The organism is Rhizobium sp. R711, from assembly GCF_002211365.1.
Lineage (GTDB): Bacteria > Pseudomonadota > Alphaproteobacteria > Rhizobiales > Rhizobiaceae > Rhizobium.
In genome coordinates, this window is the sequence record NZ_LOKZ01000023.1 from 310,046 (window position 1) to 326,672 (window position 16,627).

Here is a 16,627-nt window from a genome sequence, read left to right on the forward strand (position 1 = left end):
GTGTACCTGATAGCAACATGAGGTGTTTGGTCGCAGTGCAGCAGAAATGCCGCACTGCGGGATAGGCCACGTGGCGCAGGATGTCAAAATCCTGAAAGCAAATTCGAAGGATTTTTGCGCGCAACTTTTCGATGGGCTAATATAGCCGCGAAGGTCGATCATGCCAGCCTTTTGCAGACCAATTTCGCGGCGCTGACGGGGATTTTTCCTCCACATCCAATTTTCGGGGAGGTGGGGTGAACAATTTATGTCGATCGGGCTTGATAAGCGCAGTGGTTTGATCAAGATCGCTTGTGAGGCGCTTTGCCACAGAGTGCCTCAACGAGGGAGGCATTTGAATGGCGAATACCACACACTACGGACCATCGTCGACATCGATGGAACAGGACGCGCGGCGGATTCATGCAGACAAGCCGGTGTCACCCGGCAGCATCGCGATCGGCGTCGTTATCGGGCGCATGTCCGAATTCTTCGATTTCTTCGTCTACGGCCTGGCATCCGTGCTCGTCTTCCCTCAGCTTGTCTTTCCTTTCGCGCCCGACCGCCTGACAGCAACGCTTTATTCCTTTGCGATCTTTTCGCTCGCATTTCTTGCGCGCCCGGTCGGATCGGTCGTGTTCATGACGATCGACCGCATCTACGGCCGCGGCACCAAGCTGACGGTCGCATTGTTCCTGCTCGGTGGCTCCACCGCGTCAATCGCATTCCTGCCCGGCTATAACGAAATCGGCGCCTGGTCGATCGCCTTGCTGGCCTTGTTCCGGCTTGGCCAGGGTTTTGCGCTCGGCGGTGCATGGGATGGCCTGGCCTCGCTGCTTGCCCTCAATACACCGCCAAACCACCGCGGCTGGTATGCGATGATCCCGCAGATCGGCGCCCCTGTCGGTTTTGCGCTGGCAAGCGTGCTGTTTGGATATTTCATCGCCAACCTGTCGAACGAGGATTTCCTCAGCTGGGGCTGGCGCTATCCGTTCTTTGTCGCCTTTGCGATCAACGTCGTTGCGCTTTTCGCCCGCTTGCGCCTCGTCATGACGCCGGAGTTCGGTTCAGCACTGGAACAGCATGAACTGGAGGCGGCACCGATCCGCGACGTGCTGCGCGTTCATGGGCGAGATATCCTGCTTGGCGCCTTTGTGCCGCTTGCAACCTTTGCCATGTTCCACCTGGTGACCATCTTCCCGCTTGGCTGGATGTACCTCTACGGGACCCAACCGGTCGGCGCTTTCATGGTGGTGCAGATCATCGGCGCCATGGTCGGCCTGGTCGCAGTCGTCGTCTCTGGACTGATTGCAGATCGCATCGGCCGGCGCGCCCATCTTGGCATCTGCGCGGTCCTTATCGCGATCTTCAGCTTTGTTGGTCCGATCCTGATGGGCTCGGGTTCCGACGGGCAGGATGCGTTTGTCATCATCGGCTTCGGCGTACTCGGCCTGTCATTCGGCCAGGCGACCGGCTCGATTTCGTCGCGCTTCGGCAGGGGCTATCGTTACACCGGCGCGGCTTTCACGTCCGACCTTGCCTGGCTGGTCGGTGCCGGCTTTGCGCCGCTCGTCGCGCTCACCCTGTCCAGCCGTTTCGGCCTGCCGTTCGTCGGCTACTATCTGCTGTCTGGCGCGTTGTGTACCCTTGCTGCACTGGCATTCAGCAGGGCACTCGAGCAGCGGGACTGATCGTGCAAACGACAAGAAGGCCCGCCCTACGATCACCAGGCGGGCCTTTTTTTGCATTTAGAGAAAGGCGGAAGGTTACATTGCCGCTACTTGCGGCTTCTTGGCCGCACGCGCTGCCGTCAGCTCAGCCGTCGTGTGGTTGAGGCGATCTGCAAGCACACGCATGATCTCGACGGCCATTTCAGGGAAATCGCTCAGCAATTTCAGGAAATGTTCCTTGCTGATGCGCAGAACTTCCAGCGGCGATGTCGCGCGAACTGTCGCGGTACGGGAGACATCGCACAGAATGGCGATCTCACCGACAATTGAGTTGGGCTCCACATCGGCCACCTTGATATCACCGGCGGAGGAGTGGACAAGAATGTCGGCGGTACCGGACAAGACGACATAGGCGGCGTCCCCTGGATCGCCCTGATGGAAGAGGTCCTGACCGATATTGTATGTCATTCGATCGGAAGTGAAGGCCAACAGCTTGAGTTTCGCAGGCGCAATCCTCGCAAAGATCGGCACGCGCCGCAGCATTTCGACTTCGTCTCTCAGCAGCATATGCGTACTACCCCCTGCCGCACTGTACGGTGCGCGGCGCTAGACCGTGGCACCTCTCAAGGGGCGCCATCTTATTGTCCCCCCATAGAGTATTACGATAACAGTTCCTTGAACATACCGTTTTGTTCGGAAAGCTCCGGAAAGTTACCGGCTTCGGCCAAGGCGCCTCTGTCGAAGAGCAGGATTCGATCAAAGATTTCGGCCAGCTTCGCGTTCGACAACACCCAGATGATGGCCGGCCTTTCGCCCTCCTTGTGCAGTCCTTCGACAATGTTGTGAGTGATCTGATCCTGCACACGCTGGTCAAGGGCCGATAGCGGCCTGTTGAAAACGAAATAGTCCGAGCGCTTGAGGAGCGCGCGAGCAAGGTTCAGCTTCTGCCGCTGCACCATGGTCAGGCGCTTGCCGCCGGAACCGACATCGAATTCGAGCCCGATGGACAAGACGTCGTCGACGAGCTCGAGCGCTTCGAAGAGTTCCCCCATGATGGCCCGAATGCGATCGGAGGCGTCGGCCTGCTGATAGGCAATGCGCCCGAACAGGACATTGTCCATCAAGCTTGCCGAAGAGATGAAGTGCTCCGGATCGTAGCGCTCGATCACGGCTGAAAGATCGTCTGGTATGTTCTCATGGAACTGCTTGCGGGCGCTGACGATCTTGTCCATCAGCTCGTCGGTCAAAAGACCAAAACGATGTCGAGGTTCGATATAGGCAAAGCTCAAGCGGATGATGGCCGAGCGCTCCTCGGGGGCTGCGTCATCGAAGCGTCGGCTCTGCAGCTTTTGCAGCAGCGCCTGATAGGTCGGGATGTCATCGGCCGTCATGAAGGTGAGCTGCTGGAAGAACGGATGGTCTGGCGGCAGATCGTGGAAGAGTTCGACTGCGTTTTCCGCAATCTCCAGACCCATGGCGTAAAGATCGTTGCTAAGGCCGGTCTCCCTGAAAAGCGCCTGAAAATAGGGATGCGCCGCCAGCCGACGATTGGTCATCATCGGCCGCCTCATCGACCCGAAGAGCAGGTTTTCACCAACTGTTGCCTGAGGATTGTAGGCGTCGAAATCGAACGGAACGACAATGTTGCCAAGTTCGGACGCCTGCATGCGCTGGCGCAGCGCCGTGCGCAGATCGACAATGTGGTCGGCAAGCGCGACATGCACGCTGGTGTTGACCGTCGAGCGCAATGCGAGATCAAGAATGTCCTGCGAAATCAGGACAGCATCGAGAACCGGACGGATCGCCGTCAGGATATCTTGCGGACCAGTTGCGCCGGCGGCCTGGTAGTCCACCCAGTCACTGTTGATATCCATCGTCGGATTGCCGGCCTTGAGTGCCTCCTCAGCGTGCCACTTGGCCTCTTGAGCCTCCTTGCCGTCATACTTCGGTTCTCGCAGCGGGGCATGTTTCAAGCCGTAAAGCAGATTGTCCTGCAGCGATCCGTGGAAGAAGTAGGTGTCGGCAGACGCGTAGGAAATGCGCCGGCCGGTAATGGATTCTGGCAGATCAAGAAGGTCCTTGCCATCGATGGTGACACGGCCGGAATCGGGCCATACCAGCCGCCCGAGCGCTTCCGCGAAGGCTTCGGCGCCACTTGAATTCGGGCCCACCACCGCGACCGTTTCATTCGGCTTGATCTCGACGGAAACGTGGTCGACGAGCCGCGCACCGCTATCGTCGCTTACCGTCAGGTTGGTAACCACCAGCGGAGCTGTCAAAGCGCCGATCGCCTCTGGAGACAGGTTCTGGATCTTGCCGTCGATCAGTGGCTCGACATTGAACTGCTCGTAAACCTGCTGGTATTTGACCTGTACGTCCTGGCGCATCTGGTCCCAGTCGATCAGCTCCTTGAGGGGACCGGGCAGATCCTTGTAGGCACTGATGACGGCGACGAGCTGGCCGATATCAAGTCGGCCCTGAAGTGCGAGATAGCCGCCGATTGCGTAAAAGAGGAAAGGTGTGACCTGCGCAAGGAAATTGTTGAGGAACTTGACCAGGAACTTCCACTGATAGAGGTCATAACGGATCGAGAAAATCAGCCCGAGCCGGGTTGCGATGTCGGCGCGCTCGAAATTCGATGTGTCGTTGCCGTGGATCGTGCCGATGCCATCGACGATTTCTCCGACGCGACCGGAGAGCTCGCGAGCCGTCAGCTGCCGTTGGCGCCCAAGCTCGAGCAGGCGCTTTCTCATGCGCGGAATCACGACCGCCTGTACGCCGACAATTGCCGCGGCAATCATGCCGAGCCAGAAATTTTGAACGATGATGAAGGCAAGCGCCGTCAGCGCCTGACCGCCGAGCAGAGCAGGAGACACGAAGGCATCGCCGGTAAAGCCGCCCATCGGTTCGACTTCATCCTTGATCATCGTCGCGATTTCAGCCGACTTGACGCGCTTGAAATGGGCTGGGGGAAAGCGCAGGACCCGGTCGATCAGCTCGAAGCGGATGCGTCGCAACATCCGCTCGCCAAGCCGCCCCTTGTAGGTGTTGATATAGAATTTGAAGAGGCCGTTAAGAACCACGAGCGCAAGAAAGACGAGGCTCAGTCCCATCAGCATCTGCAGCCGGTCGAGTTGAAGACCCTTGAAGAACTCGACTTCGCCAATGATGGGGAACGTATAGGCCAGACGCATGAAGGTCTGCGTTGCGCCTTCGCCCTCGAAACCCGAGCCCTGAATCGGTCCGTTGACGATCTGCTTTGGCAGATCGAAGGACAGAAAGTAGGGAATCATCGAGACCGCAACGACTGCCAGGATCCAGAGCTGCTGCAGCCGCGTGTTCGACCAGATGTAACGCGCGAGGCTTTTTTCCATTGCTAACCGTCAGTTGCCTGGGAAATCTGGGGGCAGTGAACCTGCGGCAAGACAAAGAAGAATGCCGAAAACAGGACCATGCAACCGGACCGCCGGATCTCATAATGAAAACAAGGCGAATCGGCCTGCCTTCGGCATGCCCGATTCTCGCCGGGATGTTGTTTATATCACATGACTTTCGCAAAGTGCGAGGGTTTCAGCCAGTCATTGAACGAATGATTGCCGCTGTTGCCTCAGCACCGGAGAGATTGACCGACGCTTTTGCCACGCGCGGCGTCGCAAGTGCCTTCTTGACAGCGTTTGCAACGATCTGCGGGCTCAGGCTTGCCTCTGGCAAAATGTCTGCAAGCCCGAGGGCCTCCAGCCGCCTTGCACGAACCGTCTGCTCTGTTTCTCCACCGGCAACGAACGGAATGAGGATTGCCCTGCAGTCGGTCTGCAACAGATCGCCCACGGTATTGTAACCGGCCTGTGAGATGGAAACGCGTGCGCCGCGCAGCAGCGAGGGGAAGTCCTTGCGGAAGCGGGCGAGAGTCACATTACCCGGCCTTGCATTCTCCAGGCTGGCGAAATCGGCCTCCGGAAGATTTGGTCCGCTGATGAGCAGCCACCGCAGGTCCGCCGGCAGTATGGCAGCGGCTGCTTTGGCGGCTTGAAGTAGATCGAGACCAACGGCACCGCCGCCTGCCGAGGCTATGACGTCGAAAGTCTCCCGCGGCAAAGCCGCGCGCGGAGCGGCCACGATGCCTGTGTAGTGAATTTTGGAGGCGATATCGAATGTCAGGGGAAAGGTTTCTTCCAAACGAATGAAATTCGGATCGCCGTGGACGAGAACGCCGTCAAAATGATCCCGAACCAGTGCGACCGTCTCTTCGTCGCGTCCGGGCTTGCGGTTTTGCTGCAGGATATCGCGCACGGAGCTAAAGAGCTTCGGCCTTGGACGCGCCTTCTCGATTGCGTCGAGAAGGGGAAGCAGCTCGAAGCGCATCTGCCGACGGCCAAAGGGAAAGGCTTCAATGATGACGACGTCGGGCGCGCAATTGCGAAAGGCCGAGAGCAAGCGATCGCGCCGCTGGCTCAAAAACGCCTCGTTTGCGGCAACGCCATTGCTGTCGGCAAGTCCCGAGAAACCTGCATTGCTGGCGACGACCGGCGGCAGCGCCACCGTCTCGATGCCGTCAGCGGGAAAGCCCGGCACCGGTAGACCGCCGGTGACGACGGTGACATCGAACCTGTCGCGCGCGAGCGCGCCGGCAATGCGACTTGCCCGAGCGATATGCCCGATGCCAAGCAAATGCTGAACGTAAAAGAAGACGCGGGGCATGCTCATGAGGCTTTCTGCCATTCCTCTTCAAACAGCCGGCCAAGCTGATCGATACTTGCCGCGTGATCGAAATGCGCGCGCACGCGCCGTTCCGCTGCATCGCCGAGCCGCAATCTCAAGGCAGGATCCCTGATTATTTTCTCAAGTGCTGTCGCAAACGCTGCGGGATCCTGCGGCGAAACCACCATCCCGTTTTCACCGTCGACAAGAAGTTCTGGCACGCCCGATACCGAGGTCGAGACGCAAGGCAGGCGCTGGCTTGACGCCTCGACCAGGACATTCGGCAGGCCATCGCGATCGCCGTCGGACGCAATCCGACAGGCAAGCGCAAAAGCATCCGCGCGACGATAGTGGTCAAGCACATCTTCCTGCGCGAGCGCGCCTTTCCAACTGATCCGATCCGTCAGTTTGAGCTCCTCGGCAAGAGCCTTCAGCCGAGGTAACCTGTCTCCGCCGCCGACGTGTTCAAATCGCCAATTCAGATCGGAAGGCAAGAGAGCAAGTGCTCTCAAAAGCGTTTCGTAACCCTTCTTCTCAACTGCCCGTCCAACGCTGAGAATGAGCACGGGGTCGGCCGGATCGCTGCCATTGCGGTCAGACCGCTCGCCTCCGAAGTGGGCGAAGCGCGCAAGGTCGAGGCCATGATAGCTCAAATGCACCGCTTCCTTGCGGGGCGTCAGCGTGCGCATATGTTCATAGCCGTTTTTCGTACAGGTCACCGTCCAGCGTGCACTGCTAAGCTTCTCGTGCAGGTCCCAATCGGGCGAAGTCCAGATATCCTTGGCATGGGCAGAGCATGTCCAGGGCACGCCGGTGAGGATGCTTGCATACTCGGTAACCGATGCCGGCGTATGAATGAAATGCGCGTGCAACCATTCACCCTGGTCAGGCCACTCGCGGCCGAGCACCAGGGCCTGCCCCAGGCGTCTGAAGCGATTGCGAGAGACGTCGCGCGGCAGGTCCTTCAAGAAGCGCTTCCACAGCGCCTTGATCCCCGGCTTGCGAAAGCTTGCCAGAAAGCCCTTGAGGACGCGGACCGGCTCCTCGTGCAGATACTCCGGCAGATAGAGGATACGGGCCCTGATCTCGTCATGCACCGGATGCCGTTTCTTGTCAGTCGGACGGCGCATCGAGATCAAGGTCAGGTCGAAACCGGCCCTCTCCAGGCCGAGCAGTTCCTGGGCGATAAAGGTTTCCGAAAGGCGCGGATAGCCCTTCAGCACGACGAGAATCTTACGGCGCTGCAACACGGGTTCTGGCCTTCACTCGGCTCCGACGACAGACAAATGACGACCGCGACCGTCCAGCCAATGGCCAACGGTATGCGAGATATGGTCCAGGCCCTCTAATTGCAAGGTACAGCCACTTTCAGACGGTGGCGCGCGATCGGGCAATCGCTTCAGGGCCTCGGACATGACCCTTGGATTTGCAGACTGATCCGGCAGCAACACGTCGATCAGGCCGAGCTCGCTTGCCCGTCGGGCCCGTAGCAGCTGCTCTTCTCGCGGCTTCACCCGCGGCACGATCAGCGCAGGTTTGTCGAACGACAGGATCTCGCAATAGGTGTTGTAGCCGCCCATGGCAACGACGGCGGTTGCACCTACCATCAACTCTTCCATGTGATTGTCGAACTCGATCACCTCGATATAGGGAATGCGGCCTCCCTTGGCGACCAGCTTGGCGCGCTCGGCTGCGGGCATATACGGGCCGAGGACCACAAGGGCCTTTTGTTGCAAGGTGGGATCATGCTCATAGGCATTCATGACATCGTGCACGAGATCGGATCCGTCGCCACCACCGCCGGTCGTGACCAGAATGTAGTTGTCCGATCGCGCGTTGATCGAGCTCTTGCTCGTGGAGACACTGCGTTGCAGGAAGCCGACGAAATCCATTTTCCGGCGCACGCTTGCCGGAACGTCGAGGCCTACCAGCGGATCGTAAAAATCCGGCGGGCCGTAGACCCAGATTGAATCGTAATACTGATCGATCTTCTGCATGACGCCGTTACGCTTCCATTCGGCATCAAGCAGGTGGGGCGCGTCCATAATCTCGCGCAAGCCAAGCACGAGGACAGCGCCCCGCGCCTTGAGATAGGCGAGCGTATCCTCGACCTCCCCCTTCAGTCCCATCGGCTCCTTGTCGACGATGAAGATGTCGGGCTGAAAGGTTTCTGCGGTGTGGCGAATACTTGCCTCTCGCATCTTTAGCGTTTCATGCAGATCGATATGGCTCGCCATCGAGGTATATTCGCCGTTGCGAAGCTTGATCACGCTTGGAATCTTCACGAAATCGACGCGCGCACGATAATCGAAGGCGCCGGCGATCGTCGCACCGGAGATGATCAGAATGTGAAGCCCTCGATAGTCCTCGACCAACGCATGCGCGATCGCGCGACAACGGCGCAGATGACCGAGGCCGAACGTGTCGTGACTGTACATGAGAATGCGGGCGTCTTCCAGGCGCCGTGCCATGGGCACTCCTTCTGCGCTGTCGTTCATACTAGCACCGCCGGTTTCCGCTGGCCGTCCAGAAGACAGAGCAAAGCTCCGCCGGGGGTGGCCGCTATTTGTAGGGATCTGCCGCATCGCGCAAGCCGTCTCCCAGAAAGTTGAACGCCAAAATCACCAGAACGACAGGTATAATCGGAAAAAGCAACCAAGGATAGAACGCGATGACGCTTACGCTCTTGGCTTCTGTCAAGAGAATGCCCCAGCTGGTAATCGGTGGACGCAGACCCAGACCAAGAAAGCTGAGCGCGGTCTCGCCGAGAATCATGCCCGGGATCGAAATCGTGGCCGAAGCGATCAGGTGGGACATGAAGCCGGGCACAAGATGCCGGCCGATGATGCGCGGTGTGCTGGCGCCCATCAACTGGGCAGCCTGGACATAATCCTCCTCGCGCAGGGCCAACAGCTTCGAGCGTACGGCTCGCGCCAGTCCAGTCCAATCGATGATCCCGAGGATGACAGTGATCCCGAAATAAATGACAATCGGACTCCACGTCACCGGCATGATCGCCGCCAGTGCCATCCACAGCGGCAGGCTCGGCAGCGACTGCAGAACCTCGATGAGACGTTGGACGATCAGATCGAAGACGCCGCCCCAATACCCCGCCAATCCACCGATGACGATGCCGAGGCAGAAGCTGATGGCGATACCGATCAAGCCGATCGTCAATGAAATGCGTGCGCCGTAGAGAATACGGGAAAGAACGTCGCGGCCAAGACGATCGGTACCAAGCAGGAACATCTGCCCGCCGACTGCGGGACAGACGAGGTGCAGGTCGGACCTTACCAGCCCCCAGAATTTGTAGGGATCCCCACGACAGAAGAAGCGGATCGGCTGCACATCGTTTGGCCGGTCGGAATAGATACGATGGAGCGTATCGAGGTCGAGCGACATGCTGCGTCCATAGACGAACGGGCCGACAAACCTGCCATTGTCGAAGAAGTGGACCCGCTGTGGCGGCGAATGGATGAAGTCGACGTTCTTGGTATGCAGCCCATAGGGTGCAATGAATTCGACGATAATGATCATGACATAAATGGCGAGCAGGAAGATGGCGGAGACAAGCGCCAGCCGGTGCTGCTTGAACTTCCACCACATCAACTGCTTCTGCGAGGCGAGGTGGATACGCGATTGCGCAGCCGTCATCCCTTCCGTCGCCATCGGATTGAAGGGTGCGGTCGAAACGTAGTGCGGCATCGGCGCGCCGGGCGGTGGCAAGGGCGACATTTATTTGGTGCTCCTGCCCTGGAGGCGGATACGTGGATCAAGGAAGCCCAGCGCGATATCGGAGACAAGCACCCCGATCACGTTGAGGAAGGCGAGGAACATCAGGAACGACCCCGCGAGATACATGTCCTGGCTTTGCAGAGCCTTGATGAGCATTGGACCGGTCGTTTCCAGCGACAGCACGATCGCGACGATTTCGGCGCCCGAGATGATCGAAGGCAGGATCGAGCCGATATCGGCGACGAAAAAGTTGAGTGCCATACGCAGCGGATATTTCACGAGTGCACGAAGCGGATGAAGCCCCTTGGCGCGCGCCGTCACGACATATTGCTTCTGCATCTCGTCGAGCAGATTGGCCCGCAGCCGCCGGATCATGCCCGCCGTTCCCGCCGTGCCGACGATAATGACTGGAATCCACAGATGCGAGAGAATCGACCGGGCCTTTTCCCAGCTCATCGGCTCGTTGAGGAACTTCTGGTCCATCAAATGCCCGATCGAGACTCCGAACCAGATGTTTGCAAAGTACATCAGGATCAAGGCCAGCATGAAGTTCGGGATGGCGATGCCGAGCAATCCCAGAAATGTCAGCCCGTAGTCTCCCCAGCTGTACTGGTGGGTCGCAGAGTAGATGCCAATCGGAAACGCGATCAACCACGTCAACAGGATCGTGGAAAAGGAGACGAGGATCGTCAGCCAGAGGCGATCGCCAACGACTTCCGACACCGGCAGCTGGTATTCGAACGAATAGCCGAAGTCTCCATGAAGCATGCCGCCGACCCAGAAGAAGTAGCGAACGATCTCAGGCTTGTCGAAACCGTATTGCTTTCGCAGCTCCTCGATTTCCTGAAGATTGGCGCTCTCGCCCTGGGCTCGCAGCTCGGCGATCTGGCTCTCGAAGAAATCACCTGGCGGCAGCTCGATGATGGTGAAGACCAGCGCCGAGATGATGAACAGGGTGGGCACCATCGCTGCAATGCGCCAAAGGATGTATTTCAGCATCTCTCAAGCCTCCTTGAACCAGAAGGCATCCGGCATATAGAGGCCGAGATAGGATGTTGGGTCAAAGCCATAAAGGGCCTGCTCCGGCACGTTCTGCAATTTCGCCGATCTGACGATCGGCTGCAGCGTGCTGTTGATGAGGCCGATCGAGAAGACCTGTTGCGTATAGAGCGCCAGCATCTGATGCCAGATTACTTCGCGCTCCTCAAATCTCGACGTATTACCCCACTGCTCGAGAAGATCGACCAACTGCTGCACTTCCTTGAGGTCGGGCGCGCTGCCTTCCTGCCCGGCAGACAGGTGATACATCCCCCAAAGCGGCCATTGCAGTTGATCGTCGAGGGTTGGGGCGAGCTGGCCCGGCGACATATCGGCGGTTGCGACGCCGTTTTCCAAGCCGTACCAGATAGACATCATGATCGTGCCGCTCATGGCGCGGCTGCGGAACACGTCGCGCTGCGAGGTGCGGGTGTAGAGCGCAAGACCGATCTCAAGCCAATGATCACGCACCAACTCCAGGACGTCAGTGTCGAGGTTGCTTTCGCCGGCGGTTTCCACTGTGATTTCGGCGCGGCGCCCGTCCGGCAACAAGCGAATGCCATCGGCACCGCGGCTCGACAGGCCGAGCTCGTCAAGGAGCCTGTTTGCCTCGTTCGGGTCGTGGGTGATGAAGGCCTGCGCATATTCGTCCCTGAACAGGGGGCTATCGGGCAAAACGGTATCCGCGCTTGCCTTGCCAAGACCATAGAAGGCCACCATGTTGATCTCATGCCGATCGATCGCCATCGACAGCGCGCGGCGGAACCGGACCTCGCGAAAGAGGTTGCGCCAGACCTCATCGGCGCAATTGAGGTTCGGCAGCAGCGCAACACGCGATCCGCGCACCTGCTTCCACAGGTTGACCTTGACCGGAAACCGCTTTTCTGCGTCCTTCAGGAAGGTGTAGTCGCTGAAGTCGACGCCGGTGGCCTGCAAGTCGGATTCACCCGCACCTGCCTTGGCGGCAATGATCGAGGACGAGCTGACGTTGAGGATGAACTGGTCGATATAGGGGAGTTGCACCCCGTTTTCGTCGACACGATGGAAAAACGGATTGCGGACGAAGACGAATTGTTCGGCCGGCAGCGGCGTGGTGTTGCGCCACGGATCGAGCGTTGGCAAGTCCGGGTTTTCAGGGCGCGAGGCACGCGACATCTTGATGTGCAGGTCCGCCCACTTCTTCACGCGGTTTTCCTTCATCAACGCCGAAAGGCGGAAATCGTCCTGATATTTCTTGTGGAACTGCTTGAGGTAGTGCCCGGGTCCGAAGATCACCAGCGGTAGCGGACCGGCGAGCGCCGGCATGAACATCGGATTGGGCCGCTCCCAGGTGTAGCGAACAGTCAAAGTGTCGACGACTTCGAATTTCGGCAGACTGCCATGCGGTCTGAGCTCGAGCGCCCCGCCACCCGGCGTCAGTTCCTTGTTGAGGATCACATCTTCCCACCAGTAACGGAAGTCGTCGACCGTGAACGGCGCGCCGTCAGACCAGCGGTGTCCCTCGCGCAGATGAAAGGTGAAAACCGTATCTTCCTTGGATTCGAAACCAAGCAGAATATCCGGTTGGAACATCAGGTGCTTGTCATAACCGACCAGGCGAGAATAGCCGTAGACGGTCATGTAGCGAATGTCCTTCTGGCTGCCGATGATCGTGCGCACCGTGCCGCCGTAGACGCCGGGCTGGCGCCCGGCTTCCTTCATGTTGACGATCCGTGGATGGGTCGGCAGGCGATCCACCATGGCGGGTATACGCCCGGCGCGCAGCCAGTCCCTGAGGAATTCAGGCTCGATGTCGCGATCAGCCGCCGCCTTGACAAGCGAAGGCAGCACCGCCGAACCGACAAGACCACCGAGAAACGTGCGCCGCGTTACCATGAACGGAGCTCCTTTGCGTCCGCACCCTTGCGGGCCCGCACGAAGTGGCCGTTGCCGAGATCTGCATAGTCCAGTTCGGACGCGTCATCATGCTCGGCCGTAAAGGTGATACCCCAATTCTGCTTGTCCGCAGCGCCATTGCGTCTCAGCGCCTCGAAATCGAGCGGCCGGTTCAGGTCGGGGAAGGGGACCGCCGCCAATAGCGACTTGGTATAAGGATGCACGGGATCACGCAGAATGATCTCGCGTGGCGCGATCTCGACGATGCGCCCCTTGCACATGACGGCGATGCGGTCGGCCATGTAGTCGACGACCGCCAGATTGTGCGAAATGAAAAGATAGGTGAGCCCGAGATCCTTCTGCAGGTCCTTGAGCAGGTTGAGGATCTGGGCTTGAACGGAAACATCGAGCGCTGAGACCGGCTCGTCGAGAATGATAAGCTTCGGCCCAAGTGCCAACGCACGCGCGATGCCGATGCGCTGACGTTGGCCACCCGAAAAACTGTGCGGATAACGGTTCAGATAGCGCCGGTCGAGACCAATGGCGCCCATCAGCGCCTCCACACGCTGTTTGCGCTCCGCGCCGTCCCCGCGGTCGTGAATCTCCAGAGGCTCGCTGAGGATGTTGCGCACCGTCATGCGCGGTGACAGCGAGGAAACCGGATCCTGGAAGACCATTTGGATCTTGGTGCGCAATTCCTGCAGATCGTCACCCGAGACGGACAAGACGTCGATGACATCCTTGCCGTCGTTGAAGATCACAGAGCCGCCATCCGGGGTTACGGCACGCATCAATATCTTGCTGACGGTGGTCTTGCCACATCCGGATTCACCGACAAGCCCAAGACACTCGCCGCGCCGGATATCAAAACTGACGTCGTCGACGGCGTGAACCAGCGCGGCCTCGCGTGTCCCAAACAATCCGCGGTTGCGGGTCTTGAACGTCTTTGACAGGTTGTTGACTGAAAGCAGGATTTCGGGCCCCTCCGCCTTCACCTTCTTCTTGCCGATCAGGGATTCGAGGTTGACAGGCACGTCGCGCAGCGCCTTCAGGCGCTCACCAGGCTTCATGTCGAAGTGCGGGACGGCCGCCATCAGGGCCTTGAGATACGGATGCTGAGGATTGCGGAAGATCGACTCGACCGGCCCCGCCTCCATGATCTCGCCGTGATAAATCACCACGACCTCGTCCGCCATGTTGGCGACGACGCCGAGATCATGTGTGATCAACAGCATCGCCATTCCAAGCTTGTGCTGGAGATCGCGCAGCAGTTCCAGGATCTGCGCCTGGATGGTCACGTCGAGCGCAGTTGTCGGCTCGTCGGCGATCAACAGCGCCGGATTGCAAATCAGTGCCATTGCGATCATCGCGCGCTGGCGCATGCCGCCCGACAGCTCGAACGGGTACATATCGAAGGTGCGCTTCGGATTGGCAAAGCCGACGAGACCCAGCATCTCCTCGGTTTTGTCGCGCGCTTGCTTTTTATCGGCGTCTGTGTGGATGAGGAGCGCTTCGCTGATCTGATTGCCAACCGTGTGAATCGGAGACAGCGAGGTCATCGGCTCCTGAAAAATCGTCGCCATGCGGCGGCCGCGCAGGTCACGCATCTCCTCGCTGTCGCGCGAGTAGCGCAGAATGTCCGTCGTCTTGCCGTTCAGGGGGTCGGTGAAAAGAATACGGCCCTCGGCTACGGCCGGATTCGGGAGGATGCCCATGATGCTCTGACTGATCACGGATTTACCTGAGCCGGATTCTCCGACGAGCGCAGTGACCTTGCCCGGCAAAATACGAATATTCGCGTTCTTTACGACGCGCAGGCGATCGCCGAAAACCGAGAAGGAAACGTCGAGGTTCTCGATGCGCAACAGATCCGAGGCGGACGCCATACCAATGAAATTCCCCAGTTTTTCTTTGTTCCCGTCAAGGCACACTATCGTACCGCAATCGGGGTGTCCAGTTGATGACGGACACGGAAAAACCGGCGCATTTGCTGTGCAGCGCGAGGTAAAATCTGGACCTGTTTTGAAGGCGGCGAACCGCTACTGCATGAACTTCTCGATCGTTGGTTTATTGGCCTGCTTGCGAGCATCGCGATGAAGCAGAATGACCTGCTCTGCCTCTGAAAGGCCGGTCGGAGCAACCTCGCGGAATTTTTCCTCGACATGGAGGACGGGTGCCGGCACGTGTGGCTGCAGAACCGTGACCTTTTGGCGAACGCCGCGCAGCTTTTCCTCTCCCAAGGTGCGCCAGTCACCACCGCAGTAGCCGGCAAATGCCTGACTTGCGATCACCTCGCTCGCATATTTCTTCGTCAGCGACTGTAGACGCTGAACCTCGTTGACAGCCGAGCCGAACGCAGAAAAGGTCAGCCGGTCTTTCAGGCCGACATTGCCGAACATCACGTTGCCGACATGCAGGCCGATCCCGTAGGAAACCTTGCTAAGGCCGGCATCCAATCGTTCGCGGTTCAGTTCCGCAACCCGCGCTTGCGCCTGATGGACGGCGGAAAGGGCCGCCTGACAGGCAATCTTCGACGGATCCTTGTGCCGACCGCAGGGATAGACCGCCAGGAAGCCGTCCCCGAGGAAACTGAGGATCTCGCCACCATTGCGGTTGAACGGCGCAGCGATCGCATCGAAGAACTGGTTCAGCGTTTCGATGTAGGCCTGCCGGCCTTCCTTTTCGGCATACATGGTCGACTGGCGCATATCACCCATGACGAGGGCAGCCCGGATTGTCTCGCCGTCACCACGACGGATCTGGCCGTTCAGCACCCGCTTGCCCGCATCGCCCCCCAGATAGGTCGTCAACATGTTGTTGGCGAGCTTGCCGAGAACCGCCATCTTGGCCGCAACGGCAAGGTGGTTTTGCATACGAAGCAGCGCATCGATCATGTCGTCGGAAAAGCCGGCAGGGCTATCGGTCGACCATGATCCCATCATGCCCTGCACCGAACCATCGCCGAAAGGCTGAACGAAAGCCAGATAGTCGGTGATGCGCTCCTGCCTGAGATCGACGAAGACCGGAAACTCAGCCGGCCCATCAGCCGGAATCCGGCGGCGAATATGCTGCAGATTGTTGTCCAACAGATAGTAGTAGGGGCTCTGCAGAAAGCGGTCTGGTTTTTGTCCTGCCGCGGTGTGGCGAAACCCCTCGATCGTGACGCCGCTTGCCCGTCGCCATGTAAAGCTCAATGCGTCGTAAAGCGGGTGCAGCATGGAAAACGTCAAATGCACGCGCACGATGGGCAAGCCTGCTGCCGCAATGCGCTCGCAAAATCCACGAACGATGTTCTCGAGGTCGTCGCCAGCCAACGACGAATTCGTCAACCATTCAGCGACCCGATCCAGCAAAATAGTGGAGACGGTGGATTCGATCGTGCCCATTCGCGGTAGTATCCTCATTAAAGCACGTCCATTCCCGAAAAGCGTCGGCACCCTGCCTGCAGCAACACCGTGCGCAGGGCGGGGAAAGAGGATGGACGAGCGGTAATATTGTGTCAACGATTTGCCGTGAGCCGGCAGCAGCACCTGTCAAACCCTTATTATAACGAGCCGAACAGGTAACCTTTCTCGCAGTTCGCTATTATCCGTAAATAGGCATGGGCCCGTCGCCAAACAATGGCATCTGCA

General features: G+C 58.9%; 11 protein-coding genes. 1 reads left to right on the forward strand and 10 read right to left on the reverse strand.

What is annotated here, in order from left to right; all coding sequences use genetic code 11:
* Nucleotides 1–338 precede the first annotated feature (338 nt).
* Complete coding sequence (locus tag ATY80_RS19625) at nt 339–1,670, forward strand: MFS transporter (RefSeq protein ID WP_088693992.1); 1,332 nt, start codon at nt 339–341, stop codon at nt 1,668–1,670.
* A 75-nt stretch (nt 1,671–1,745) separates the two neighbouring features.
* Here the strand turns inward: ATY80_RS19625 and ATY80_RS19630 are convergent, their stop codons facing one another.
* The 10 genes from ATY80_RS19630 to ATY80_RS19675 all read right to left on the reverse strand — a co-directional run bounded on the left by ATY80_RS19630 (nt 1,746) and on the right by ATY80_RS19675 (nt 16,381).
* Nucleotides 1,746–2,216 carry a cyclic nucleotide-binding domain-containing protein gene (locus ATY80_RS19630; protein WP_088693993.1) on the reverse strand — a complete coding sequence of 157 codons (471 nt, stop codon included), beginning with the start codon at nt 2,214–2,216 and terminating at the stop codon, nt 1,746–1,748.
* A 92-nt stretch (nt 2,217–2,308) separates the two neighbouring features.
* Nucleotides 2,309–5,023, reverse strand: coding sequence for an ABC transporter ATP-binding protein (locus tag ATY80_RS19635; protein ID WP_088693994.1), 2,715 nt, complete (start codon nt 5,021–5,023; stop codon nt 2,309–2,311).
* 196 nt (nt 5,024–5,219) lie between these two features.
* Nucleotides 5,220–6,353, reverse strand: coding sequence for a glycosyltransferase (locus ATY80_RS19640; protein ID WP_088694089.1), 1,134 nt, complete (start codon nt 6,351–6,353; stop codon nt 5,220–5,222).
* Nucleotides 6,350–7,597 (reverse strand): glycosyltransferase, encoded by a 1,248-nt coding sequence (locus ATY80_RS19645; protein ID WP_088693995.1) that lies wholly within the window; start codon nt 7,595–7,597, stop codon nt 6,350–6,352. Before ATY80_RS19645 ends, ATY80_RS19640 begins: the two co-directional genes overlap by 4 nt.
* Nucleotides 7,598–7,609: 12 nt before the next feature.
* Complete coding sequence (locus tag ATY80_RS19650; protein WP_088694090.1) at nt 7,610–8,818, reverse strand: glycosyltransferase family protein; 1,209 nt, start codon at nt 8,816–8,818, stop codon at nt 7,610–7,612.
* 91 nt (nt 8,819–8,909) lie between these two features.
* Nucleotides 8,910–10,082, reverse strand: a complete 1,173-nt coding sequence (locus ATY80_RS19655) for an ABC transporter permease (RefSeq protein ID WP_088693996.1) — start codon at nt 10,080–10,082, stop codon at nt 8,910–8,912.
* Nucleotides 10,083–11,081: an ABC transporter permease gene (locus ATY80_RS19660; RefSeq protein WP_088693997.1), complete on the reverse strand. Its 999-nt coding sequence runs from the start codon at nt 11,079–11,081 to the stop codon at nt 10,083–10,085.
* Nucleotides 11,082–11,084: 3 nt separating this feature from the next.
* Nucleotides 11,085–12,995, reverse strand: coding sequence for an ABC transporter substrate-binding protein (locus ATY80_RS19665; RefSeq protein WP_088693998.1), 1,911 nt, complete (start codon nt 12,993–12,995; stop codon nt 11,085–11,087).
* Nucleotides 12,989–14,881 (reverse strand): ABC transporter ATP-binding protein, encoded by a 1,893-nt coding sequence (locus ATY80_RS19670; protein ID WP_088693999.1) that lies wholly within the window; start codon nt 14,879–14,881, stop codon nt 12,989–12,991. The genes ATY80_RS19665 and ATY80_RS19670 overlap by 7 nt, the downstream gene beginning before the upstream one ends.
* Before the next feature lie 153 nt (nt 14,882–15,034).
* A complete protein-coding gene (locus ATY80_RS19675) occupies nt 15,035–16,381 on the reverse strand; it encodes an adenylate/guanylate cyclase domain-containing protein (RefSeq protein WP_088694000.1) in 1,347 nt (448 codons plus the stop codon).
* Nucleotides 16,382–16,627 lie beyond the last annotated feature (246 nt).

Excerpts from the sequence above, each read along its gene's own strand:
- ATY80_RS19625 (WP_088693992.1), top strand. The coding sequence starts at position 339 with ATGGCGAATACCACACACTACGGACCATCGTCGACATCGATGGAACAG.
- ATY80_RS19630 (WP_088693993.1), bottom strand. The coding sequence starts at position 2,216 with ATGCTGCTGAGAGACGAAGTCGAAATGCTGCGGCGCGTGCCGATCTTT.
- ATY80_RS19635 (WP_088693994.1), bottom strand. The coding sequence starts at position 5,023 with ATGGAAAAAAGCCTCGCGCGTTACATCTGGTCGAACACGCGGCTGCAG.
- ATY80_RS19640 (WP_088694089.1), bottom strand. The coding sequence starts at position 6,353 with ATGAGCATGCCCCGCGTCTTCTTTTACGTTCAGCATTTGCTTGGCATC.
- ATY80_RS19650 (WP_088694090.1), bottom strand. The coding sequence starts at position 8,818 with ATGGCACGGCGCCTGGAAGACGCCCGCATTCTCATGTACAGTCACGAC.
- ATY80_RS19655 (WP_088693996.1), bottom strand. The coding sequence starts at position 10,082 with ATGTCGCCCTTGCCACCGCCCGGCGCGCCGATGCCGCACTACGTTTCG.
- ATY80_RS19660 (WP_088693997.1), bottom strand. The coding sequence starts at position 11,081 with ATGCTGAAATACATCCTTTGGCGCATTGCAGCGATGGTGCCCACCCTG.
- ATY80_RS19665 (WP_088693998.1), bottom strand. The coding sequence starts at position 12,995 with ATGGTAACGCGGCGCACGTTTCTCGGTGGTCTTGTCGGTTCGGCGGTG.
- ATY80_RS19670 (WP_088693999.1), bottom strand. The coding sequence starts at position 14,881 with ATGGCGTCCGCCTCGGATCTGTTGCGCATCGAGAACCTCGACGTTTCC.
- ATY80_RS19675 (WP_088694000.1), bottom strand. The coding sequence starts at position 16,381 with ATGGGCACGATCGAATCCACCGTCTCCACTATTTTGCTGGATCGGGTC.